Origin of the sequence: Pseudomonas sp. C 49-2 (assembly GCF_003970195.1) — a bacterium.
Classification (GTDB): Bacteria; Pseudomonadota; Gammaproteobacteria; order Pseudomonadales; family Pseudomonadaceae; genus Aquipseudomonas; species Aquipseudomonas canadensis.
Genome location: NZ_RXYG01000006.1, coordinates 182,876 through 205,654, shown reverse-complemented (window position 1 = coordinate 205,654; position 22,779 = coordinate 182,876). Strand labels below are relative to the sequence as shown.

21 protein-coding genes are annotated in these 22,779 nt (G+C 60.4%); 7 read left to right on the top strand and 14 right to left on the bottom strand.

The features are described 5' to 3' along the window. The first annotated feature begins 105 nt into the window (after positions 1-105). Positions 106-1,566 carry a D-alanyl-D-alanine carboxypeptidase/D-alanyl-D-alanine-endopeptidase gene (gene dacB, locus EJ576_RS14185; RefSeq protein WP_016979276.1) on the top strand — a complete coding sequence of 487 codons (1,461 nt, stop codon included), beginning with the start codon at positions 106-108 and terminating at the stop codon, positions 1,564-1,566. A 1-nt stretch (position 1,567) separates the two neighbouring features. On the opposite strand, the gene EJ576_RS14180 is transcribed toward dacB, so the two are convergent. Continuing rightward, on the bottom strand, positions 1,568-4,000 hold the full coding sequence (locus EJ576_RS14180; RefSeq protein ID WP_126570578.1) for a GGDEF domain-containing protein: 2,433 nt from the start codon (positions 3,998-4,000) through the stop codon (positions 1,568-1,570). A gap of 142 nt (positions 4,001-4,142) precedes the next feature. Continuing rightward, positions 4,143-6,407, bottom strand: coding sequence for a bifunctional 23S rRNA (guanine(2069)-N(7))-methyltransferase RlmK/23S rRNA (guanine(2445)-N(2))-methyltransferase RlmL (gene rlmKL, locus EJ576_RS14175; RefSeq protein WP_126570577.1), 2,265 nt, complete (start codon positions 6,405-6,407; stop codon positions 4,143-4,145). 531 nt (positions 6,408-6,938) lie between these two features. Here rlmKL and rmf point away from each other — a divergent pair. Next, positions 6,939-7,154, top strand: coding sequence for a ribosome modulation factor (gene rmf, locus EJ576_RS14170; protein WP_002553055.1), 216 nt, complete (start codon positions 6,939-6,941; stop codon positions 7,152-7,154). A 202-nt stretch (positions 7,155-7,356) separates the two neighbouring features. On the opposite strand, the gene EJ576_RS14165 is transcribed toward rmf, so the two are convergent. The 5 genes from EJ576_RS14165 to sctC form a co-directional block, all read right to left on the bottom strand. Then, complete coding sequence (locus tag EJ576_RS14165) at positions 7,357-8,382, bottom strand: quinone-dependent dihydroorotate dehydrogenase (protein ID WP_126570576.1); 1,026 nt, start codon at positions 8,380-8,382, stop codon at positions 7,357-7,359. A gap of 85 nt (positions 8,383-8,467) precedes the next feature. Then, positions 8,468-8,929, bottom strand: coding sequence for a transglycosylase SLT domain-containing protein (locus tag EJ576_RS14160; RefSeq protein ID WP_122726545.1), 462 nt, complete (start codon positions 8,927-8,929; stop codon positions 8,468-8,470). Beyond that, on the bottom strand, positions 8,922-9,338 hold the full coding sequence (locus tag EJ576_RS14155) for a winged helix-turn-helix domain-containing protein (RefSeq protein ID WP_240037336.1): 417 nt from the start codon (positions 9,336-9,338) through the stop codon (positions 8,922-8,924). The genes EJ576_RS14160 and EJ576_RS14155 overlap by 8 nt, the downstream gene beginning before the upstream one ends. A gap of 127 nt (positions 9,339-9,465) precedes the next feature. Then, on the bottom strand, positions 9,466-9,687 hold the full coding sequence (locus EJ576_RS14150) for a FliM/FliN family flagellar motor switch protein (RefSeq protein WP_095017238.1): 222 nt from the start codon (positions 9,685-9,687) through the stop codon (positions 9,466-9,468). A 15-nt stretch (positions 9,688-9,702) separates the two neighbouring features. Next, the gene (gene sctC, locus EJ576_RS14145) at positions 9,703-11,130 is read right to left on the bottom strand and encodes a type III secretion system outer membrane ring subunit SctC (protein ID WP_126570575.1); all 1,428 of its coding nucleotides are present in this window, start codon (positions 11,128-11,130) and stop codon (positions 9,703-9,705) included. 274 nt (positions 11,131-11,404) lie between these two features. Between sctC and EJ576_RS14140 the strand changes: the two genes are divergently transcribed. The 5 genes from EJ576_RS14140 to cobA all read left to right on the top strand — a co-directional run bounded on the left by EJ576_RS14140 (position 11,405) and on the right by cobA (position 17,025). Then, on the top strand, positions 11,405-12,631 hold the full coding sequence (locus EJ576_RS14140) for a CmpA/NrtA family ABC transporter substrate-binding protein (protein ID WP_028617508.1): 1,227 nt from the start codon (positions 11,405-11,407) through the stop codon (positions 12,629-12,631). A gap of 12 nt (positions 12,632-12,643) precedes the next feature. Next, the gene (locus tag EJ576_RS14135) at positions 12,644-13,219 is read left to right on the top strand and encodes an ANTAR domain-containing response regulator (protein WP_010208501.1); all 576 of its coding nucleotides are present in this window, start codon (positions 12,644-12,646) and stop codon (positions 13,217-13,219) included. A gap of 157 nt (positions 13,220-13,376) precedes the next feature. After that, positions 13,377-14,588 (top strand): NarK/NasA family nitrate transporter, encoded by a 1,212-nt coding sequence (locus tag EJ576_RS14130; protein WP_016979267.1) that lies wholly within the window; start codon positions 13,377-13,379, stop codon positions 14,586-14,588. After that, complete coding sequence (locus tag EJ576_RS14125; RefSeq protein WP_126570574.1) at positions 14,588-16,258, top strand: bifunctional protein-serine/threonine kinase/phosphatase; 1,671 nt, start codon at positions 14,588-14,590, stop codon at positions 16,256-16,258. Before EJ576_RS14130 ends, EJ576_RS14125 begins: the two co-directional genes overlap by 1 nt. 26 nt (positions 16,259-16,284) lie before the next feature. Continuing rightward, a complete protein-coding gene (gene cobA / locus EJ576_RS14120) occupies positions 16,285-17,025 on the top strand; it encodes a uroporphyrinogen-III C-methyltransferase (protein ID WP_028617511.1) in 741 nt (246 codons plus the stop codon). 60 nt (positions 17,026-17,085) lie between these two features. Here cobA and EJ576_RS14115 read toward each other — a convergent pair whose 3' ends face one another. From EJ576_RS14115 to EJ576_RS14085, 7 genes are all read right to left on the bottom strand, one after another. Next, the gene (locus tag EJ576_RS14115; RefSeq protein ID WP_010208496.1) at positions 17,086-18,066 is read right to left on the bottom strand and encodes an OmpA family protein; all 981 of its coding nucleotides are present in this window, start codon (positions 18,064-18,066) and stop codon (positions 17,086-17,088) included. 107 nt (positions 18,067-18,173) lie between these two features. Next, positions 18,174-18,764 (bottom strand): RNA polymerase sigma factor SigX, encoded by a 591-nt coding sequence (gene sigX, locus EJ576_RS14110; protein ID WP_003175518.1) that lies wholly within the window; start codon positions 18,762-18,764, stop codon positions 18,174-18,176. 87 nt (positions 18,765-18,851) lie between these two features. Beyond that, complete coding sequence (locus tag EJ576_RS14105) at positions 18,852-19,676, bottom strand: mechanosensitive ion channel domain-containing protein (protein ID WP_003175519.1); 825 nt, start codon at positions 19,674-19,676, stop codon at positions 18,852-18,854. 2 nt (positions 19,677-19,678) lie between these two features. After that, positions 19,679-19,924 (bottom strand): hypothetical protein, encoded by a 246-nt coding sequence (locus EJ576_RS14100; RefSeq protein WP_005790375.1) that lies wholly within the window; start codon positions 19,922-19,924, stop codon positions 19,679-19,681. Between the two features lie 86 nt (positions 19,925-20,010). Further along, the gene (locus EJ576_RS14095) at positions 20,011-21,006 is read right to left on the bottom strand and encodes a zinc transporter ZntB (RefSeq protein WP_016979263.1); all 996 of its coding nucleotides are present in this window, start codon (positions 21,004-21,006) and stop codon (positions 20,011-20,013) included. 13 nt (positions 21,007-21,019) lie between these two features. Beyond that, entirely contained in the window at positions 21,020-21,511 is a 492-nt protein-coding gene (gene rraA / locus EJ576_RS14090) for a ribonuclease E activity regulator RraA (protein ID WP_028617513.1), read from the bottom strand. Between the two features lie 188 nt (positions 21,512-21,699). Next, positions 21,700-22,689 carry an alpha/beta fold hydrolase gene (locus EJ576_RS14085; RefSeq protein WP_122726536.1) on the bottom strand — a complete coding sequence of 330 codons (990 nt, stop codon included), beginning with the start codon at positions 22,687-22,689 and terminating at the stop codon, positions 21,700-21,702. Between the last annotated feature and the right edge of the window lie 90 nt (positions 22,690-22,779).

The following is a 22,779-nucleotide window of genomic DNA, read 5'->3' as shown; positions in this document are numbered from 1 at the left end:
GATCCACCTTGGGGCATAATGCCGACACTTTCATGACCATTGAGGGATTTTTCTTATTTACCCCTCGCCTTTTTCACCCTCCTCAGCAGTAGGGTTTTACTTCTTATGATCAAATCTTTGCGTTCAGTGTTTTTCGCCGGTCTTATTCTGCCACTGGCCTTTTCCGTCTCCGCCGCCCCCGTCAACAACACCCTGCCGCCCAATGTTCAACAGGCGCTGGCCAAAGCCAAGCTGCAAAACACTGCGTTGTCCTTGGTAATGATCCCCCTGAACGGTCCGGGCACGCCGACTGTCTTCAACGCTGACGTCTCGGTGAACCCGGCGTCGACCATGAAGCTGGTCACCACTTATGCGGCCCTGGAAATGCTCGGCCCCAATCACCAGTGGAAAACCGAGTTCTACACCGACGGCACCCTCAGCGGTGGCGTGTTGCACGGCAACCTTTACCTCAAGGGCGGCGGCGATCCCAAGCTGAACATGGAAAAACTCTGGCTGCTGATGCGCGACCTGCGCGCCAACGGCGTGCAGCAAGTCACTGGTGACCTGGTGCTGGACCGTGGTTTCTTCAACCAGCCGCTGTTGCCGGAATTCAATGACGATGGCAACGACGAGAACAAACCGTTCCTGGTCAAGCCGGACGCGCTGCTGGTCAACCTCAAAGCCCTGCGTTTTGTGACGCGTAATGATTCCGGCCGCGTGCTGGTGTCGGTCGAACCGCCGATTGCGAGCATCCGCATCGACAACCAGGTCAAGGTTTCCAACGCCAAGCAGTGCACTGGCGATGTGCGCTACAACCCGGTCACGGCCGCAGATGGCAGCGTAACCGTCACCGTCAGCGGGCAATTGGCCGATGGCTGCAGCTCGCAGACTTACCTGTCATTGCTCGACCACGCCACCTACACCGCAGGCGCCGTGCGCGCGATCTGGCAGGAACTGGGTGGCACCATCCAGGGCCGTGACATCCAGGCGCCAGTGCCCAAGGATGCCAAGGTACTGGCCCGGGCCTTCTCGCCGGACCTGGCGGAAATCATCCGCGACATCAACAAATACAGTAACAACACCATGGCCCAGCAGTTGTTCCTGAGCCTGGGTGCGCAGTTCCGCAACGACGCCGATGGCGACGATGCCAAGGCGGCACAACGTGTGGTGCGCCAGTGGCTGGCGAAGAAAGGCATCACCGCGCCGCACCTGGTGATGGAGAACGGCTCTGGCCTGTCGCGTGCCGAACGCGTCAGCGCCCGCGAAATGGCGGCTATGCTGCAAGCCGCGTGGAAAAGCCCTTACGCCGCCGAGTACATCAGCTCGATGCCGATTGCCGGCACTGACGGCACCATGCGCAAACGCCTGAAGACCACTGCCATGCGCGGCGAAGCCCACGTCAAGACAGGTACTTTGAACACCGTACGTGCCATTGCCGGGTTCAGCCGCGACAACAACGGCAATACCTGGGCCGTGGTGGCAATCCTCAACGATCCGAAGCCATGGGGCGCTTCGTCGGTGCTGGATCAGGTGCTGCTGGACTTGTATCGTCAGCCGAAGGCAGTGGCGGCCGCTCCAGTCCTCTGATTTATTGAACGGGACCGCTGCGCGGTCCAACGGGAGCAAGCTCCCTCGCCACAACTTCCACCCGATCCCTGCCCGCCTGCTTGGCCACATACACGGCCGAGTCGGCGCGCAGCAGCAACCCGTCAATGCCCTCATCCACCCGCCAACTGGCCACGCCAAAGCTGGCGGTGACGATGCCCACCGGTTCCATCGGCGCACTGCGCAGCGACGTCCACAACTCCACCGCCAGGCTGTAGGCCTGTGCACCATCGGTGTGCGGGCACAGCACCATGAACTCCTCGCCGCCCAGGCGGCAGAACACATCGGTGCGGCGCAGGCGCTGGCTGATGCGCTTGCACAGTTCCTGCAGCACCCCATCGCCCACGGCATGCCCGTGCTGGTCGTTGATGCGTTTGAAGTGATCGATATCCAGCATGATCACCGACAAGTTACCCGAGGTGCGATTGAGCCTCACCATTTCGGCCTTGAGACGATCCTGGAAATAGCGGCGGTTATGAATCCCAGTCAAAGAGTCGGTGATGGACAGCGCACGCAGTTCTTCTTCCACCCGCTTCAGATCGGAAATATCCGACACGTACCCATGCCACAACGTACCGCCTGCGGGTAACTCTTCCGGCGTCGCCTCGCCACGAATCCAACGCAGGCCGCGTTGCGGCAACAACACGCGGTATTCCTCGCGCCAATGGCTCAACTGCAATGCTGACAAGCGAATCGAAGCGCGCACCCGCTCCGCATCCAACGGGTGGATGCGCTCGAACACTTTATTCGCATCCTGCTGCAACACCTTGGGTTCGATTTCATAGATGTCACGCATGCCGTCGCTGGCGTAGATGAATTTCCAGTTGTCCTGGGGCTCCAGGGTGAACTGGAAGATCCCGCCGGGCACATGGGCGCTGAGTTTCTTGAGCAGGCGGTCGCGGGCCGCCAAGGCCTCGTAGGCACGTTTCTGTTCGGTGATGTCCAGGTAAATCGCCAAGTGGCCGATCCACAAACCATGGTCGTCCAGCAACACCGTGGCCAGCATGTTCACGGTCAACTGAGTGCCGTTTTCGCGGATCAAGCTCCATTCGCGGGCTTCGTGCAGGGTGTCCGGGCTTTCCACCAGCATCGCCTGGCTGGCGGGAATACGCTTGCCCAACGCCACACTCAGGCTGGCCGCGCGCGCTTCCAGCTCCGAAGCCAGGTGCAGGCTCTCCAACGTGTGCGTGCCTACCACGTGCTCGGCCTTGAAACCCAGCATCTGCTCGGCGCCGGCGTTGAAGGTATTGATGACGCCGCGCAGGTCGGTGGCAATGATCGCCACCTGGGTCGCGGCGTTCAGCACGCTGCGCAATTGGCCATGGGCACCGCGCAATTCCTGTTCACGCAGGCGCAACTGGGCAGTGCGCTGCTCCACCAGCTTCACGGCGCGCTGACGCTGGCTTACCAGCACATAGAGCAAGGCACTGAGCAGCAGGCTGAGCAGGCAGCCCATGGTCAGGATAGTGTTCAGCGAGGAATGGTTGGCCTGGTCGAACACCTGGCTGGGGCGCAGTTTCAAGGCGTACACATGGTCACCCAGCGTGAGACGACGCGCACCGACCAGGTCGCTGCTACCGACGTCATTGCTGGATTCGAAGAGCACGCGTTTCTGCAGGTCGGACGTGTCGATGATCTGCATCACCAGGTTGTCCCGCTCCGGCTTGGGCAGACCGTCGGCCACCAACTGGCGCATGCTGATCACTGCCATCACATAGCCGTAGGGCTCGTTCTGCGACTGATCGGAGGTGGGCAGGTGACTCACCGGCGCGACCAGTAAAACCCCGGTGGCATAGGCCGGCTCCACTCCCACCAATTGCATGGGCTGGGACACCGCCAGCTTGCCGGTCTTTTGCGCACGCTCAAGGGTTGAACGCCGCAAGGGCTGGGCCAAAAGATCAAAGCCAAGGGGCGCGCCCAACAGGCTTTGGGTCTGGCTGTACAGCACCGGCACGTATTCGTCACGCTGGGGCGCAGGGGCCAGCTCACCGGCTGTATTCAGTTCGCGGATCACGAAAGGCAGGCCGCGCTGGCGGGAGACGTCTTGCTCAAACTGGCTGCGCTGTTCGCGGTACACCCGTGGCGCCCAGGAGTACGCACGGGCGCGCAACAACAAAGGCTGGGCAAAACCGTCGAATTCTTCGCGGGACACGTCATCGGAATTGACGAAGAAGCGCCGCAGGCTGTTCAGCCGTTGCTCCTGGTCTTCGAAACGTTCCTGCAGGCGGGTGTAGCGCTCATTGACCAGCAATTGAAAGCGCTGGCGCACCTGTTGCTGATAGAGGTCGGCGGCCGCCCAGGCGACAATCGCCGTCAAGGCAAACCCTGCCAGTAACACCACCAATGCCACCAGCCAAGCCGACGCCTGCTCACTGATAAAGCCTAGGATTTTCGGGCGTACGGCTTGCAACGGCATAGGCAACACTCACAACGCCAGCGTGCGGGGGGTGTCACTTTGGCTAGGCCTTAAGTTATAGCCATCGGCCCTGGGTTTGACCAGCGTAAAAAAGCCGCAAGCCCGGAATAATCCAGGCTTGCGGCTCTTTTAGTGGCAACGATCAGCGCGCGGTGATTTTCCACGCCCGGTGGATCTTCGCATTACGCGCGAAATCCGGGTCGATGGTCTTGTCGCTGATTTCCTCGACCGCATAACGTTCGCTGAGGTTGTCCTCCAGCGCGAACTTGCGGAAGTTGTTCGAGAAATACAGTACGCCGCCCGGTGCCAGGCGCGCCATGGCCAGGTCGAGCAACTGCACGTGATCGCGCTGCACGTCGAAGATGCCTTCCATGCGCTTGGAGTTGGAGAAGGTCGGCGGGTCGATGAAGATCAGGTCGAACTCATCGCGGCTGGCCTCCAGCCACGCCATCACATCACCCTGCTCCAGGCGGTTCTTGTCGGAGAAACCGTTGAGGGAGAAGTTGCGACGCGCCCAGTCCAGATAGGTCTTGGACAGATCGACGCTGGTGGTGCTGCGCGCGCCGCCTTTGGCCGCGTGCACACTGGCAGTGGCGGTGTAGCAATACAGGTTGAGGAAGCGCTTGCCGGCGGCTTCTTTCTGGATGCGCATGCGCATTGGGCGGTGGTCGAGAAACAGGCCGGTGTCCAGGTAATCGGTGAGGTTGACCAGCAACTTCACGCCGCCTTCGCTGACTTCGGTGAACTTGCCCTGGGCGCTCTGGCGCTCGTACTGCTTGGTGCCGCTCTGACGCTCGCGACGCTTGACCACCACGCGGCTCTTGTCGATGTTCAGTGCCTGGGGAATCGCGGCCAGCGCATCGAACATCCGCGCGGAGGCTTTTTCCGGGTCGATGGACTTCGGCGCAGCGTACTCCTGCACGTGGACCCAGTCGTGGTACAGGTCGATGGCCATGGAGTATTCCGGCATATCGGCATCGTACACACGGTAGCAATCCACGCCTTCGCGCTTGGCCCACTTGCCCAGCAACTTGAGGTTCTTCTGCAGGCGGTTGGCGAACATCTGCCCGCCTTCGCTCAGGCGCGCCTGCTCGACCACCGGGGCCGGAGCAGGTTTGATCGGGTTGCCGTTCTTGTTGTACTGGCGCTCTTGCGGCTCAGCCGGGGCTTGATCGTAAGCGGCTTGCTCACGCTCAGCCTGGCGCTGTTCCGGGGTACGACGCTCGCCGGTGACGAACTGCTCCGGATTGACTTTGATCAGCAACAGCTTGCACGGCAACGCGCCGTTCCAGAACGAATACTGTTTGTGGCTGCGGATGCCCATGCGCTTGCCCAGGTCCGGCGCACCGGTGAACACCGCCGCTTCCCAGCCCATGCAGGCCTGGCGCAGACGCTCGCCGAGGTTCTGGTAGAGGTACAACAGGCTGGCTTCGTCACCCAGACGCTCGCCGTACGGCGGGTTGCAGATGACCAGGCCTTTCTGGTTCTGGTCCGGACGCGGCTCGAAAGTGCCGACTTCGCCCTGGTACACCTTGATCCAATGGCTCAGGCCAGCGCGTTCGATGTTGTTGCGCGCGGGTTGGATCAACCGTGGGTCGGCTTCGTAGCCTCGGATCCACAGTGGCGGCTTGTTCATGCCGATGGCGGCACGTTCAGCAGCTTCTGTGTGCAGCTTCTTCCACAGCGCCGGGACGTGACCCAGCCAGGTGGTGAAGCCCCACAGTTCACGATTCAGGTTGGGCGCCATGTCGGCGGCGATCATCGCGCCTTCCACCAGGAAGGTGCCCACGCCGCACATCGGGTCGCTCAGCGCGCCGCCTTCAGCGGCAATGCGCGGCCAGCCGGCACGGATCAGGATCGCCGCGGCCAGGTTTTCCTTCAACGGTGCCGCGCCCTGCTGCAGACGGTAACCGCGCTGGTGCAGGCTGTGGCCGGACAGGTCGAGGGACAGGATGGCTTCGCCACGGTCCAGGCGCAGGTGGATGCGCAGGTCCGGGTTGATCTTGTCGATGGACGGGCGTTCGCCGGTCGGGGTGCGCAGCTTGTCGACGATCGCATCCTTGACCTTCAGCGCGCCGAAGTGGGTGTTGTCGATGCCCGAGCCGTGACCGCTGAACTCAACGGCCAGGGTGCCGTCCGGCACCATGTGGTCGGCCCACTCGATGTCCAGCACGCCGTGGTAGAGGTCTTCGGCGTCCTTCATCGGGAAGCGCTTGAGCACCAGCAGCACGCGGTTGGCCAGGCGCGACCAGAGGCAGAGGCGGTAGGCGGTTTCCATGTCGGCCATGCCGCGCACGGCCGAGGTGTGCTCGCGGGCTTCCTCAAGGCCAAGCCCGACGGCTTCCTCGATCAGCAGGCCTTCGAGGCCCTTGGGGCAGGTGAGGAAGAGTTCAAAACGGTCCGACATGGGGCATTCCAGGCTTTTCAGCAATAAATGAACGGGCGACGCATCGCCGGCTCGGTTTTCAATCAAGCACTTTTCTTGAAGAGTGCTCGCGTGGCACGAATGTGCCGTCCCACCCCGTCCGACAGGCCCTTGGGCCTTTATTGACGGGGCAGATAACAATTAGCTGTAACAAAAAGAAATATTCCGACCCTTCGTCGAATAATAACCGACTGCAACGAGCGGACATTCTCACTAAAGGATTAAACCCATCCTCTTTGCAGGGTGCATCATAGCTGGCTTTGCCAGATAAATGGGGCGAAAAGCCATCCCAGCTTATGGCTATAGCATCGTTATCGTTACGTGCTTATGACAAAACGATCATTGAATCCATGTGACCTATTGGTTAGAACTCAACACAGGTTGGCGCCGTAACGACGCCGACACATAGGCTCGCCACGCCGGCAGCGAGCCCACCAACGGCAGAAAAACTCTGCCCGGCCCCACGCGGGGCCGAAGGATATCAAGACAGTCAACAAGTGAGGGAAACACCCTATGAGAAGACTTAAGCGTGATCCGTTGGAAAGAGCATTTTTACGCGGATATCAATATGGCGTTCATGGCAAATCCCGTGAGCTTTGCCCATTTACTCTACCGTCGGTACGCCAAGCCTGGATCAACGGCTGGCGAGAAGGACGCGGCGACAACTGGGACGGTATGACTGGCACTGCGGGAATCCACAGACTCAACGAACTTCACGCCGTCGGCTAATCAAGGGCAACTCATTCCGACATCATCACCGATGAAGATGTAACGACTTAACCACGCACGTCCTATCCGGGCGGCGGGCTTCGGCCCAGGGGGCTCCTTAATGGAGCCCTTTTTAATGGGCCTGTAGGAGCCGGTTTGCCGGCGATGAGGCCTTAGGAATCGAGGTTGATCTTGGATACGCCATCACCGGCAAGCCGGACTCCTACTGTTTCGGTAATGCTGCGATCGCGTCCACCGACTGGCGGATCAACGCCGGGCCCTTGTAGATAAACCCAGAGTACAACTGCACCAGGCTGGCACCCGCGGCGATCTTCTCGGCTGCGTGCTTGCCTTCGGTGATGCCTCCTGCGGCGATGATCGGCAAACGTCCAGCCAGCTCGGCGGCCAGCACCTTGACGATATGGGTGCTCTGCTCACGCACCGGCGCACCCGACAGGCCACCCGCCTCGTCACCATGGGCCAAGCCTTCGACACCTACGCGGCTGAGGGTGGTGTTGGTCGCGATCACCGCGTCCATGCCCGAGTCCACCAGGGCTTGGGCGACCAGTACGGTTTCTTCGTCGCTCATGTCCGGGGCAATCTTGATCGCCAGTGGCACGCGCTTGCCATGGCGCACGGCCAGGTCTTCCTGGCGCTGGCGCAGGGCTTCGAGCAATTGCTTGAGGGAATCACCGAACTGCAGGCTGCGCAGGCCCGGGGTGTTGGGCGAGCTGACGTTGACCGTGACGTAGCTGGCGTGGGCGTAGACCTTGTCCAGGCAGATCAGGTAATCGTCGACGGCACGCTCGACCGGCGTATCGAAGTTCTTGCCGATATTGATACCGAGGATGCCCTTGTACTTCGCCGCCTGAACCCGCGACAGCAGATGATCAACGCCCAGGTTGTTGAAGCCCATGCGGTTGATGATCGCCTCGGCTTCCGGCAGGCGGAAGATGCGCGGCTTGGGGTTGCCCGGCTGTGGTCGCGGGGTCACGGTGCCGATTTCGACGAAACCGAAACCCAGCTGCGCAAAGCCATCGATGGCCGCACCGTTTTTATCCAGACCGGCCGCCAGCCCGACCGGGTTGGGGAAGTCGAGCCCCATCACCGAGACCGGCATTTTCGCCGGTGCCTTGCATACCAGGCCATTGAGCCCCAGGCGTCCACCGGCACCGATCAGGTCCAGGGACAGATCGTGGGAAGTTTCCGGGGAAAGTTTGAACAACAGCTGGCGGGCCAGGGTATACATGGGCGGGCTAGACTCGGTGGCGGCGAAAGGTGGCGGCGATTATAGCCGGGGTGACAGGTAGCGCGCGAGGCGTGAACCTCAATCGTCAGTAACGGTGCGCGACCAACTGCTCGTAATACGCCCATATTTTCTGCGCATACTGCATGCGCAACGCCTCACGCTCGGGCCCGGTGCCTGTCCCCACGTTGTAGGAACCCACTGCCGTCCAGTTGTAGCCAAAGCGCTGGATGAACTCGGCCAGGATCGAAGCCCCCACCTCAACCGACAGGCAGGGCTCATTGATCAAGCGATCCTCGGTAATGCCCTGCTTCAGCAAGCGTGGCAGGTGGATGCTGTTGATTTGCATCAGACCGATGTCCCACGTGCCATTACGGTTGGCGCGATTTATCGCTTGCGCACGATTACCCGACTCCACGACCGCGATCGCCTGCAGCAACTCCGGCTCGATGCTGTATTGACTGGCAGCCTCCTCCCAGCAGTAGGCCAAAGCTTGATTGCTGGCCATCAAGGCACCCAGCAGCCAGCCCTTGCTCCAGAACCTAGCCACGTTTCAACACCCCCTGGCTGGCTCGGCCGCAGGCGGAACACACCTGCTCCGCACGATCAGACATGGCACTCACCGGGCAGGTGAAACGATACCCCCGACCGTAGATCGTCTTGATAAACCCCTTATCGGCACCAAGGTACTTGCGCAATGAATAAATGCAGCGAGTCAAGGACTCCTCGGCGACCTCTTCCTGGGGCCAAGCCAGTTCCAACAAGCGATCCTTGGTCATCAACGCACCACCGGAGACCAGCAACAGCCGTAACACCCGCCATTCCTTAGGCGGCAACTGGACATCCGAACCCTCCCCCGTCAGGCGACCATGGTCATGCAAAGTCCAATGCGCAAAAAGCAGGGAAGTCGTCGTCCCTCCATCATCCATGACGCTATCCCGACCTCCGACTACTGACATTGACGTCCTCATTTCAATCACTGGCTCATGTGCCCATGTCATGACTATAAAAACCTGCCTCACTGCTCACCCGAGGAAAAAACCCATACATCAGGCGTTTTTTGACATCGCGCCGTAGGACATTTCGCTACCCTCCTCCAGGCAACCACGTCTGATACACCTCATGCAGTTCAACCCCTAGCCGGTCTTCCAATTGCACCAACTCGCCCAACGCCAACAACTGCCCATTCACCCGAACCTCCACGCAGTGGATGATCTCCGGCATCAGCGGCAACACCTTTCCGGGCGCAAAGGCAGCCAGCCGCCTGCGGCTGATCAGTTGTTCCTGTAGAAGAATTTCCAGATGCATGAGTTAACACCTTGTTTACGGTGAGACATCGCGCTGCGGTCGTACAAACGCACGCTGGACACGCTCGTATTGCGCCGCAGTCAGGGGTGGTGGCCCTCCTGCCTCTTCCAACCCCTTCAACTCGCTACCCACCGCCCTGGCCTGGATCACAAACAGGCGTACTTGGGCTGGACGACCTGCTCCCCGCCCTTCTGATTCCCGCTGAAACGCACCCAGCCATAGGCGTCTGCCCTGAGGCACTCGGACCACGCTGTTGATGCCCACCCGCCCCACCGCCGCGTTTTTTTCACGCCGCCCCGCCTCACTCATCTGGCGCCCTTCGTCCACCTCAAGGCGCATTTCAATCTGGTTACCCTGCGCAAAACGCGGCAGCACGCTGACCTGGGTGCCATAACGCAGCGGTTTCCAGTCGGCGCGATCGTCTCCGCGGGGCGGCATGTAAAACGTATGGTTGTCCTGGAACACCGCCGGCACATTCTCCTGGGTGAGGATCACCGGCAAGGTGGTTAGCTTCGCTCGTCGGCGACGCTCCAATGCAGCGACCTTCGCCATGAGGAGGCTATCGTCCAAGGGGGCCAAGACTCGCGTGGTCGACGCCTTCGGTTCTTCATCCGAGTCCAGGCCCAGTTTCTTCAATTCATCGCGTTCAACATCCACCAGCCACAGCGAGACCTCGATCGCTCGCTTGGGCACGTCGAGTTCCGCCACCAGTTTCTGGATGAAACTCACTTGGGCCGGCTTGCCCTTGATCAACAGGCTGTTGCTGTCCGGGTACGCGATCACGCCCAGGCTCTTGTCCGAGAGCCCCCCCTTTTGCTCGCTGGCCAACAGGGTCTCGATCATCGTCGCCATCCCCGGCACGGTGACCGGGTTGTCGCGCGTGCCGTACTGTCGATCCACCACATCGGTATTGAGCACTTGGACGACGGCAAAGGACTGAACGCCCACTCGCAAGTCAGCCCTTTTCCGGTCCATCAACTGAGCCAGGCGCAGTACCTGGTCGATATAATTCGGTGGGCCGGACACATAGAACGTGCGCGCTCCACTTTCACGCAATGGATAACGTGATTCATCGAGGCCGGAGCGGCGCATCAGGCTACGTAGCCTGTCGACCGAGATATGCCGCAAGGTCACCGCAGAACTTTTTGCTTCGCCTGCGTCATAGACATGCAGCGCTTGCCCGTCGCTGTACCAGATCAACCCTTGCTCAAGTGCAAGCGCCTCCAGGGCCTGTTGTGGCGCATCGAAATCCAGTGCTGCGCTGAGGCGTTTGCGTGCGACTTCGCGACTCACAACGATGGGCAACCCAAGTGGCACCGACAGCGCAGTGAACACGGTATGCAGGCTTTCGTCCTGCGCTTGATAAAGCTCGCCCCAGGCCCGCGTGTTGATCAAGAGCAGCGCGACAAACAACAGTCGGCGGTATAGCCAGAGGCGAGGCATCGTTGCTGGGACTTCGGCGTACACCGTGGGCGTTCCTCGGCGGTCTGGCAGTGGGAGAGTCGCCATACTGAGAGCCCGCCCGCTTTCAATCTTGATGGAAAGTTGATGACTCTCCAGGCCCACTCGGCCGTGGCATGTGCCTTGCTATGAACTCTGTATCAGAGCACGCACCAACGGCGGAGCGAGCTTACGGACAAAGGCGTCGTTACCCGCATTGGCTTACATCGCCATCTGAGGGAACGACGCTTTTTTTTGAAAGAAAAGGTAGGTGTAGATGAACGATTCGGTGGGCAACAGCCCGATGAACGACCCGCTGGCCTGGGTCAACGGCAGTGATGCACCGGAAAAAGGCAGCCTCGACCTGGGCTTCATGGCCTTGAGTGACTGCGCCTCGATGGTGGTGGCGGCCACCCAGGGCTTCGCGCAACCCTATGGCCTGACCTTGAACCTCAAGCGCCAATCGTCCTGGGCCAACCTGCGCGACAAACTGGTCAGCGGCGAACTGGACGCCGCCCACAGCCTGTACGGGCTGATCTACGCCGTGCACCTGGGTATCGGCGGTGTCGCGCCCACCGACATGGCCGTGTTGATGGGGCTCAACCAGAACGGCCAGAGCATCAACCTGTCCCACGGTTTGCAACAACAGGGGGTGATCACTCCTGAGGCGCTGGATCGCCACGTGCACCAAAGTCGAACAAAACTGACCTTCGCCCAGACATTTCCCACAGGCACCCATGCGATGTGGCTGTATTACTGGCTGGCAAGCCAGGGCATTCATCCATTACAGGATGTGGACAGCGTAGTGGTCCCACCACCGCAAATGGTTGCGCACCTGCAAGCCGGGCGCATCGATGGGTTTTGCGTCGGCGAGCCCTGGTGCGCCAGCGCGGTCAAACAGAACCAAGGGTTTACCCTGGCGACGACCCAGGCGATCTGGCCGGATCATCCGGAAAAGGTGCTCGGCTGCACCCAGGCGTTCGTGGATCAAAACCCGAACACGGCACGCGTGCTGGTGAGGGCAATCCTGGAAGCCAGTCGGTTTATCGAAGAAAGCCGCGAAAACCGCCGCTCCACCGCACAACTGCTCAGTGGCCGCGAATACCTCGATGCCCCGCTCGACTGCATCGAGCCGCGCCTGCTGGGGATCTATGACGACGGCCTGGGCAATCAGTGGCAGGATCCCCACGCGCTGCGTTTTTTTGCCGACGGTGAGGTCAACCTCCCCTACCTCTCTGACGGCATGTGGTTCATGACCCAGTTCCGGCGCTGGGGTTTGTTGCGCGAAGACCCCGACTACCTCGGCGTTGCGCGCCAGGTGCAGCAACTGGCGCTGTATCGCCAGGCCGCCGATGGACTGGGGATCGCCACGAACGACCAGGACATGCGCAGCAGCCAACTGATCGACGGCAAAATCTGGGACGGTTCCGACCCCGCTGGCTATGCCCGCAGCTTCCGGCTGCATGCGCTGGCCGATCCGACCCACCGCCAAGCCTTGCGCTGACAGGAGGACCCCATGCTGCGAATCCTGCTGATCAACGACACCCCACGCAAGGTAGGCCGACTCAGGACTGCGCTGATCGAAGCCGGTTTTGACGTGATCGACGAGTCCGGCCTGACCATTGACCTGCCCGCACGCGTCGAAACGGTGCGCCCGGATGTGATCCTGATCGATACCGAGTCACCGGGGCGCGATGTGATGGAGCAAGTGGTGCTGGTCAGCCGTGACCAACCCCGGCCCATTGTGATGTTCACCGACGAACACGACCCGAACGTGATGCGCCAGGCGATCAAGTCCGGCGTCAGCGCCTACATCGTCGAAGGCATCCAGGCCCAGCGCCTGCAGCCGATCCTTGACGTGGCCATGGCCCGCTTCGAAAGCGATCAGGCCTTGCGCGCGCAGCTTCAAGCCCGCGACCAGCAGTTGGCCGAGCGCAAACGTATCGAGTTGGCCAAGGGCATGTTGATGAAAATGAAGGATTGCAACGAGGAAGAGGCCTACACCCTGATGCGCCGCCAGGCCATGAGCCGCCAGCAGAAGCTGATCCAGGTGGCGGAGCAGATTATCGCCATGAGCGAGTTGCTCGGCTGATTTGGCGCAGCTCTTGCTAAGCATTCACCACAGGTAGCCAACGGCGGTTGCCCCTCCCCGACAAAGACGTCGCACACCCGGTTTGCCCTCGCGAACCCGGTGGCGGCGTTTTTTCGTTTTGGCCTTCTTACAAGACCCCCAACCGTTGAGGTGCGTGATGAAATCAAGCTTCTGGAAATCCGGGCACACCCCGACCTTGTTTGCCGCGTTCCTGTATTTCGACCTGAGCTTCATGGTCTGGTACCTGCTGGGCCCCTTGGCGATACAGATTGCCGCCGACCTGCACCTGACCACTCAGCAGCGTGGCCTGATGGTCGCAACGCCGATCCTCGCGGGTGCGATTTTGCGCTTTTTGATGGGCATGCTGGCGGACAAGCTATCGCCCAAGACGGCAGGCCTGATTGGCCAGGTGATTGTGATCTGCGCCCTGTTCGGCGCCTGGAAACTCGGGATCCATAGCTACGAACAAGCGCTGTTGCTGGGCGTGTTCCTTGGTATGGCCGGCGCCTCGTTTGCCGTTGCACTGCCCCTGGCCTCCCAGTGGTACCCGGCTGAACATCAGGGCAAGGCGATGGGTATCGCCGGTGCGGGGAACTCCGGCACCGTGTTCGCCGCGTTGCTGGCACCGGTATTGGCGGCCGCCTTTGGCTGGAGCAACGTGTTCGGCTTCGCGCTGATCCCCCTGGTGCTGACCCTGATCGTCTTTGCCTGGCTGGCACGCAATGCCCCGGAACGCCCGAAGGCCAAGTCCATGGCCGACTACTTCAAGGCCCTGGGTGACCGTGACAGTTGGTGGTTCATGTTTTTCTACAGCGTGACCTTCGGCGGCTTTATCGGCCTGGCAAGCGCCCTGCCCGGCTATTTCAATGACCAATACGGCCTGAGCCCGGTGACAGCCGGCTACTACACCGCCGCCTGCGTGTTCGGCGGCAGCCTGATGCGCCCGCTGGGTGGCGCGTTGGCGGATCGCTTCGGCGGGATTCGGACCTTGCTGGGCATGTACAGCGTGGCGGCGATCTGCATCGCGGCGGTGGGTTTCAACCTGCCGAGTTCCTACGCAGCGCTGGCGCTTTTCGTCTGCACCATGCTGGGGCTCGGCGCAGGAAATGGCGCAGTATTCCAATTGGTGCCGCAGCGTTTCCGCCGTGAGATCGGCGTGATGACCGGCCTGATCGGCATGGCTGGCGGTATCGGCGGCTTTGCCCTGGCAGCCGGCATGGGCGCGATCAAACAAAGTACCGGCAGCTATCAGATGGCGTTGTGGTTGTTCGCCAGCCTGGGCGTATTGGCCTGGTTCGGCCTGCACGGCGTTAAGCGTCGCTGGAGAACCACCTGGGGCTCGGCTGCCGTGACGGCTGCGCGGGTCTGATGAGCCTGCAACTGAGCGTCGCCCAGGCCAGTGCCATTGGCCCTCGGGCGGAAAACCAGGACGCGTTGCGGGTGGTCACACCCGTGGCCGAACTGGCGGCGAGCAAAGGCTATCTGTGCGCCATCGCCGACGGCGTAAGCCAGTGCGCCGACGGCGGCCTGGCCGCGCGCTCGACCTTGCAGGCACTGGCCCTGGATTACTACGCCACGCCGCAAACCTGGGGCGTGGCCCAGGCCTTGGAGCGTTTGCTGCTGGCACAGAATCGCTGGTTGCAAGCCAATGGCGGTGGTCAGCCTCTGTTGACCACCCTGAGTGCGCTGGTGTTTCGCGGCCAGCGCTTCACCCTGGCGCATGTCGGCGATTGCCGAGCGTATCGTTGGCTCGACGGCCAATTGCAGCGCCTCACCGAGGATCACGTCTGGGAGCAACCGGGCATGCAGCATGTGCTCAAGCGCGCCCTTGGCCTGGATCAACATCTGGTGGTGGATTTTCTCGATGGCCAGTTGCGTGAAGGCGAATGTTTCCTGCTGCTCAGTGATGGCGTGTGGGCAACGCTGGGCGATCACAGTATCCAGGCGATTTTGCGCGAGCAAACCAACCTGGATGTGGCGGTCAACACCCTAGTCAACGCCGCACACCTGGCGGGTAGCCAGGACAATGCCAGCGCGCTGTTGGTGCGTGTCGACGCCCTCGGCGCAGCCACCCTCGGCGATGCGCTAGTACAGTTGCAGCAATGGCCACTGCCACCGCTGTTGAAAGCCGGGCAGCACTTTGAAGGCTGGCAGGTGGAGAGCGTGTTGGCGCAAAGCCGGCAATCACTGCTTTACCGGGTGCGCGATGCCCAGCAACAACCCTGGCTGTTGAAAACCCTGCCGTTGAGCCGTGACGACGATCACGATGCCGGCCAAGCCTTGCTATCGGAGGAATGGTTTCTGCGCCGGGTTGCGGGGCGGGCATTCCCTGAAGTCCATGCCGGCAGCGGGCGCCAGCATTTGTACTACGTGATGCGTGATTATTCCGGCCAGACCCTGGCCGAACTGTTCCAACATCAAGGCCCCTTGCCCTTGGCGCAGTGGCAGTCGATTGCCGAGCGTTTGCTGCGGGCCGTGGGCATGCTGCATCGGCGGCAGATCCTGCACCGCGATATCAAGCCGGAAAACCTGCTGCTGGGAGACGACGGAGAGTTGCGAGTGCTGGATTTCGGCCTGGCGTATTGCCCAGGCCTGTCGGAAGACGGCGCTCATGCGCTGCCGGGCACGCCCAGCTTTATTGCACCTGAAGCCTTCAACGGCGAGCGTCCTACGGCCCAACAGGATTTATACGGCGTCGGCGTTACCTTGTATTACCTGCTGACCGGACATTACCCCTACGGCGAAATCGAGGCCTTCCAACGGCCCCGGTTTACTCAGCCTGTCAGCGCCAGCCGCTACCGTCCCGACCTGCCGGATTGGCTGCCCCTCAGCCTGGAACGGGCCGTGGCGGCCCAACCCGCCCATCGCTATGAAACCGCCGAAGAGTGGTTGCGCGTGCTGGAACAGGCTGACCGCCAGGAAATGAGCATTCGCCCCCGGCCTTTGCTGGAGCGGGAGCCCATGAAGGTCTGGCGCACGCTGGCGCTGCTCTCGTTATTGATCAATCTGGTGCTGTTGTACTCACTCTTTCACCGCTGACGTCATCCCTGGACGAGGAACACCCTATGAATGCAAAAGTCTGGCTGGTAGGCGCGGGTCCGGGTGACCCGGAACTGCTGACCCTCAAGGCGGTACGCGCCCTGCGTGAGGCCGATGTGGTGCTGATCGATGACTTGGTCAACCCGGCAGTGCTGGAACATTGCGCGGACGCGCGCGTGGTCACAGTGGGCAAACGCGGCGGCTGCCGGTCGACCCCGCAGGACTTTATCCACCGCCTGATGCTGCGCTATGCGCGCCAGGGCAAATGCGTGGTGCGGCTCAAAGGCGGCGACCCGTGCATTTTCGGACGCGGCGGCGAAGAGGCGATGTGGCTGCGTGAACAGGGTGTCGAGGTGGAATTGGTCAACGGTATTACCGCAGGCCTGGCGGGCGCGACGAATTGCGCGGTGCCGTTGACGTTGCGTGGGGTGAGTCGTGGCGTGACCTTGGTCACGGCGCATACCCAGGACGACAGCCGCCTGAATTGGCGCGCCCTGGCCGAGGGCGGGACTACGTTGGTGGTGTACATGGGCGTGGCGAAACTGGAGGAAATCCGCCAGCAACTGCTCGACGGCGGAATGGCGGCGGATATGCCGGTGGCGATGATCGAGAATGCATCGCTGCCCCAGCAAAGGGAATGCCGCAGCGAACTATGGCGTATGCATGAAGATGCACAGGCATTTGCCTTGAAGAGCCCGGCAATCCTGGTGATCGGCCGTGTCGCCGGCAGCGAACAGGCCGCATACCTCGCAGCAGCTACTGCCTGAGGCAAATTCCAGGCGAAAAAAAGCCCGGCCTAAGCCGGGCTTTTTTCTACCACTCAGTAATTACTGAGCTTGAGCTTCTACCGACGCTTCTACGCGACGGTTAACAGCACGACCAGCTTCAGTTGCGTTGTCAGCAACTGGGCGGGATTCGCCGTAACCTACCGCGGTGATGCGGCTAGGAGCAACGCCGTCTTTAACCAGGACTTGCTTAACAGCGTCAGCACGACGCTGGGACAGCTTCTGGTTGTAAGCGTCTGGACCGACGGAGTCAGTGTGACCAGCAACTTCTACGTTGGTAGCTGGGTACTGAGCCATGAAGTCGGCCAGGTTTTTAACGTCGCCGTAGCTGTTAGGCTTAACAACCGACTTGTCGAAGTCGAACTTAACGTCCAGCTCAACACGAACAACCTGAGCAACTGGAGCTTCTGGCTCTGGAGTTGGCTCTGGAGCTGGTGCTGGGGTAGGAGCTGGAGCAACTGCGCCAGCGTTACCGCCGAAGTTTACGCCCAGGCCGACCAGTGCGGAGTAGTCCCACTTGCCGTTGTCCAGACCGTAGTCAGCTTCAACACCGGCACGAGCGTACAGGTTGTTGGTGAAGTAGTACTTCACGCCAGTACCAACGGTAGCGAAGGTAGTCTGGTCGCGACCGCTGTGGCCGTCAGCTTGAACGTTAGTACGGCTCTGGTGGCCGAAACCGCCTTCAACGTATGGACGCAGGCTGTCTACGCCAGCTTGACCGAAGTGATACTGGGCAACCAGGCTGCCGGTATCGCCTTTGATCTTCTGGTTACCAGTACCGTCGTTCGAACGGGTGTGGTTGGTCTTGTCGTAGGACAGGTTCAAGGACAGGTCGTCGGTCAGGAAGTAACCGATGCGAGCGCCAGGATTGAAGCCGTCTTCGATGTGCTTGACGCTATCGTTGTACTGCTTCTTGTAGAACAGCTCGCCTTCAACTGCGCCTTGGCCTTGTGCCAGAACGCCGAAAGAAGTAGCGGCAATAAGAGAACCAATGGCCAAGCCCAAGGTGTTTTTCAGTTTCATCCGTTAAATCCCCATCTGGTGATTGTAAAGCAGTCCCACAAACCGGGGGACAACTCGGCGACAAGTCTAACAGAACTTGCCTACACGTAAGAGATATTTGCCACGCACTAAGTTTCAGTCTCGCCCGCAAATTTCTCACGTAATTTATCAAGAGCACGTTTGTAACGCATTTTTGTAGCACTCAAACCCATGTGCATGATGTCAGCGATTTCCTGAAATTCCAGCTCTGCGACAAATCGTAGCACCAGAATTTCCCGGTCAATCGGGTTCACATACACCAACCAGCGATCAAGTCCGCCCTTCTCCTCGGGTGCCGGCGCCTTCTCTTCAGACGCTTCCTCAAGGGGGTCCAGACTCAACGCGTCCATCAAGCGACGCTTTCGCCGTTCCTTCCGATACTGCGTGATGCACTCGTTGTACGTGATGCTGTATAGCCACGTCTTGAACTTCGATTTGCCCTCGAAGTTCTTCAGGCCGTACAGCACCTTGAGCATCACTTCCTGACAGACATCATCCGCATCTCTATCGTTCCCTAAATACCTTGAACAAACGTTGAACAGAGTGCGTTGATATCTGCGCATCAATTCTTCGTACGCGCGAGTTACGTGAAACAGCTCCGTGTGCGCGCGCGCGACCAACTCCTCATCAGAGAGCTCACGGGGGTCATAGCGCGTGGACAGCGTTTGGGCTTTATTCAAAACAAGTCGTGCCGACAGTCAGGTCAATGTCCGCCACAACCCGGTCAGCCGGGTTTGCGGCGGCGTACATTAGCAGGGTTTGCCGGATTAGCGGCTACTGACCTGCTGTTCCAGGAGAATCCGATTGGACAGCGACACCAGGTCGCCGTCATCGGTCAGCACTGTCGTCTTGACTGTGCCGATCTCCTCGATTTGCCCTTCGACCTCGCCCACACGCACCTGTTGCCCAACCTGATACAACTCACGCACGTAGATTCCCGCAAGAATCTGACCGGCAATTTCCCGGCTTCCCAAGCCCATGGCCAGCGCAACGGCCAGACCAACGGTAATCAAAACGATCACAATCACATGGTTGAGCAGGTCAGTCTTGACCTCCAACTGGCTGATCGCGACTGAAATACTGATGATGATCACCAGGCCCTGGGCAATTCGCCCCAGGCCCGCAGCATAGTCCAGCCCCACGCCTTCAGCGGCGCCGCGCACCAGCCCATTGGCCAGTTGCGCCAGCAAAACGCCTACCAGCAGCACCAGCGCGCCGCCGAAAACCTTCGGCAAATACAGCGCCAGCATGTCGAGCGTAGCTGAAACTCGCTCAAGTCCAAGGGATTGAGCCGCAGAAACCAGAAAAATCAGCAAAACAAACCAATAAACGATCTTGCCAATCAAGGTAGAGATCGGCACTTGCAGCCCGGCACGACCCAGCAGTTTGGTCAGTCCGGTGCCCGCCATCAGGCGATCCAGGCCCAGTTTTGCGAGCAGTTTGGACAGCAGGGTGTCGAGCAGCTTGGCCACGACAAAGCCCAGCAATACCAGGACCAGGGCACCAAACAGGTTGGGAATGAAGTTCGCCACCTTGGTCCACAATGCGGTCATCGCGGTGACCAGGCTCTGGGTCCAGAGATCAAGTTCCATATTCAATCAGCCTTATCAGCAGTGCGAGCAAGAGGTTTACGACGGGAAACCGGCGATACATGGGCCGAACCGTTGTTCAGGGCCATCATCAACGCTGGCAGCCAGCGGCCGAGCAGACCGAACAGGTCACCCGCACCGACTTGGCGGTTGGCGGTTTTCAACACGCGGCCCAGGCAGGCATCGTCGTCGCGGTTGGACGGCGAGGCATTGAGCATGTCACGCAAAGACTGTTCGAACGGATCGTGCATAAAGACCTCTCGCAAGTGATTTAAAAGACGAGGGTAAAATTCTTGAGGTCACATAGGACCGTACGTACGTTCAGGTCATATTCAGCTCAAACCCAGCGCAATCGTCGAAAAAGCCACCATTGTCCGAGTGCAACCGAGACCATCAACAGGCACGCCACCATGAATCCATAGGGGCTGGCGGAGAACGGAATACCGCCCACATTGATCCCCAGCAGACCGGTCAAAAAACTCATCGGAAGAAAGATTCCGGTGATGATCCCGAAGCGGTACATGGTGCGGTTCATGCGCACGCTCAAACGCCGGTCTTCGGCCTCCAGCACAAGCCCCACGCGCTCCCGGGTCAATTCGAGTTCTTCCAGGTAGCGGGTCAGGCTGTTGTTCAATTCGTTCCAGTAGTCGGCATCGTCGTCACAGAACCACGGCAATTTGATCCGCGTGAGCTGGGCAAAAATATCTCGCTGCGGCGCCAAAAATCGCTTCAGCCCAGCCGCTCGTCGGCGGATCTGCAACACGCTGCCATGTTCCGGCGTATACCGTTCGTCGGTATCGAGTTTTTCTTCCTCGGCGTCGACGATTTCAGACAGGTCGGAGACCAGATCCTGCACTTTATTGGTCAGGTACTGCGCCATATAAAGGATGAGTTCCGACGCGGTCTTAGGCCCCTTGCCGTCCGCCAGTTGCACCAACAGTTCGTCAGTGGCGCGCAACGGGCGCAGGCGTAGAGAAATCACGCGGCTGGCGGCAGCAAAGATGCGTACCGAGACCATGTCTTCCGGCTCCGCACCGGGGTTTAGGTTGACCCCGCGCAGGAACAGCAGCAGTTCCGAGTCCGGCAGCGGCAACAGGCGCGGACGGGTGTTCTCTTCCAGCAACAAGTCACAGGCAAATTCGCTCAAGCCGCTGGATTTGCGCAGCCACGTCTGGGTTTGCGGATGGCTGCGATCCCAATGCAGCCACAGGCTTTCCTGGGGCTGCAGTTGCAAATCGTCGAGCTCTGTCCGGGCAATCGAACGCGCACCGCCTTTACCGTCCAGCACCAGGGCATGCACCAGGCCCCATTGCGCGTTTTCTTCCTCGAACATCCTTACTCCTGTCTTATTCGGGCATTTTCAGCGGGCTGGGAGAAACGATCACGCCATTGTTATCGGCGTAGATGTATTCACCCGGACGAAAGGTCACACCCGCGAAAGTAACAACCACGTTCAAATCGCCAATACCGCGCTTGTCGGTCTTCATCGGATGGCTGGCCAAGGCCTGTACCCCCAGATCGGTCTGGGCAATGACGTCCACATCGCGGATGCAACCGTAGATCACCAGCCCTTCCCAACCGTTTTTCGCCGCTTTCTCGGCGATCATGTCGCCCAGCAGCGCCCGACGCAGGGAGCCGCCACCGTCGACCACCAGCACCTTGCCGGCCCCCGGCTGATCGGCTTGTTCCTTGACCAGGGAGTTATCTTCGAAGCATTTGACGGTGACGATCTCGCCGCCGAAGGAATCCCGGCCGCCGAAGTTGCTGAACATCGGTTCGAGCACCTGCACCAGGTCCGGGTAGGCGTCGCACAGATCGGGGGTCACGTAATGGTTCATTGAAAAATTCCTTTCCGTCAAAGAGGTGTCTTTCGAAAGAAGCGCCAGCCAGAGCAGGTGCGAAACATCCCATTCGCCTCGCCGCAACGCAATAGCCACTGCGCGACTGAATATGACCAGAAGCGTTTAACGCGTCATATCTTAGCCGCAACCACACTCGAGCGAAACGCCCTTGGCAGAGCGCTGCGTCAAACCGTGGCCAACACCTGCGCCTGCGCACCGGACAACGGTGTGAGCGGATCTTTCAACCACTGCGCCACCAATGGCCACACTTCGGCCTGGGCGGCTTTGCTCACCAGCATCTCCACATGCCCAAAATCCCCTGTAAAGCCTTGCTGTCGGCCCAGGCACAGGTACTGACGGTGCTCGGAACCGACTTGCTCGAACAGCTTGCGACAGGCCCAGTCGGGGTCTTGATGATCCCCGGCTGCACTGACCGCCAACAGCGGCACATCGACCTCTGCCAAGCCTTTCCACCAATCGTTCTTACCTTCGCCAAAGCGACCAAACAGGCCATTCCAGCGCATGGCTTCGATCATCACGCCCGCCGGTTCATCCTCGGGGCCACGTTTCAGGCGCGAGCCGGACACTTCGCCAAAGCGCTTCAACAGCAAGCGGCCGGTCCACTCCACTGGTGGCAGTTTCAACGGCCAATGGGTGCGACTGACCTGACAACCAAACAGCGCCACCGAAGCTACGGCCGGCGCGCCCAGATGCTGACCGCCTAGCGCCGCTGCCAAGCTGGTGCCACCCAGGGAATGGCCGATCCAGTGGGGAATCTGCCCGCTTTGTTCACGCACGAATGCGCCGATGGCCGGCAAATCGTAACGTGCATAGTCAGCGACGCGGTTGCGGGCGTAGTCATGATTGCGCTTGGACAGGCCATGACCGCGCATTTCCGGGATCCAGACATCAAACCCCTCGCGCGCCAGGTAGGCGCCCAGGCCGATCCCCTTGGGCGAATACCAGAAGCGCCGGTTGGAAAAACTGCCGTGCAATAAAATAACTGGGATGCCCCGGTTTTCCGGGACGTCGGCCAGGCCTAAACGGGTAACCGCCAGCTCGACGGTGCCGTCGGGGCTGTTACCGGGTTTGAGGCGATACACGTCTTCACTCAGGTCGCCACGACGTTCAGCGCTGATCAGGGCGACGGGAAACAGGTTGCTGCTGCTTTGCATAATGCTCTTGCACAAAAAAGGGCGGCGTCCGCGAGGAGGCCCGCCCTGTACAGATAAGAATGCCGGTCACCCACGACGGGTGACCGGCAC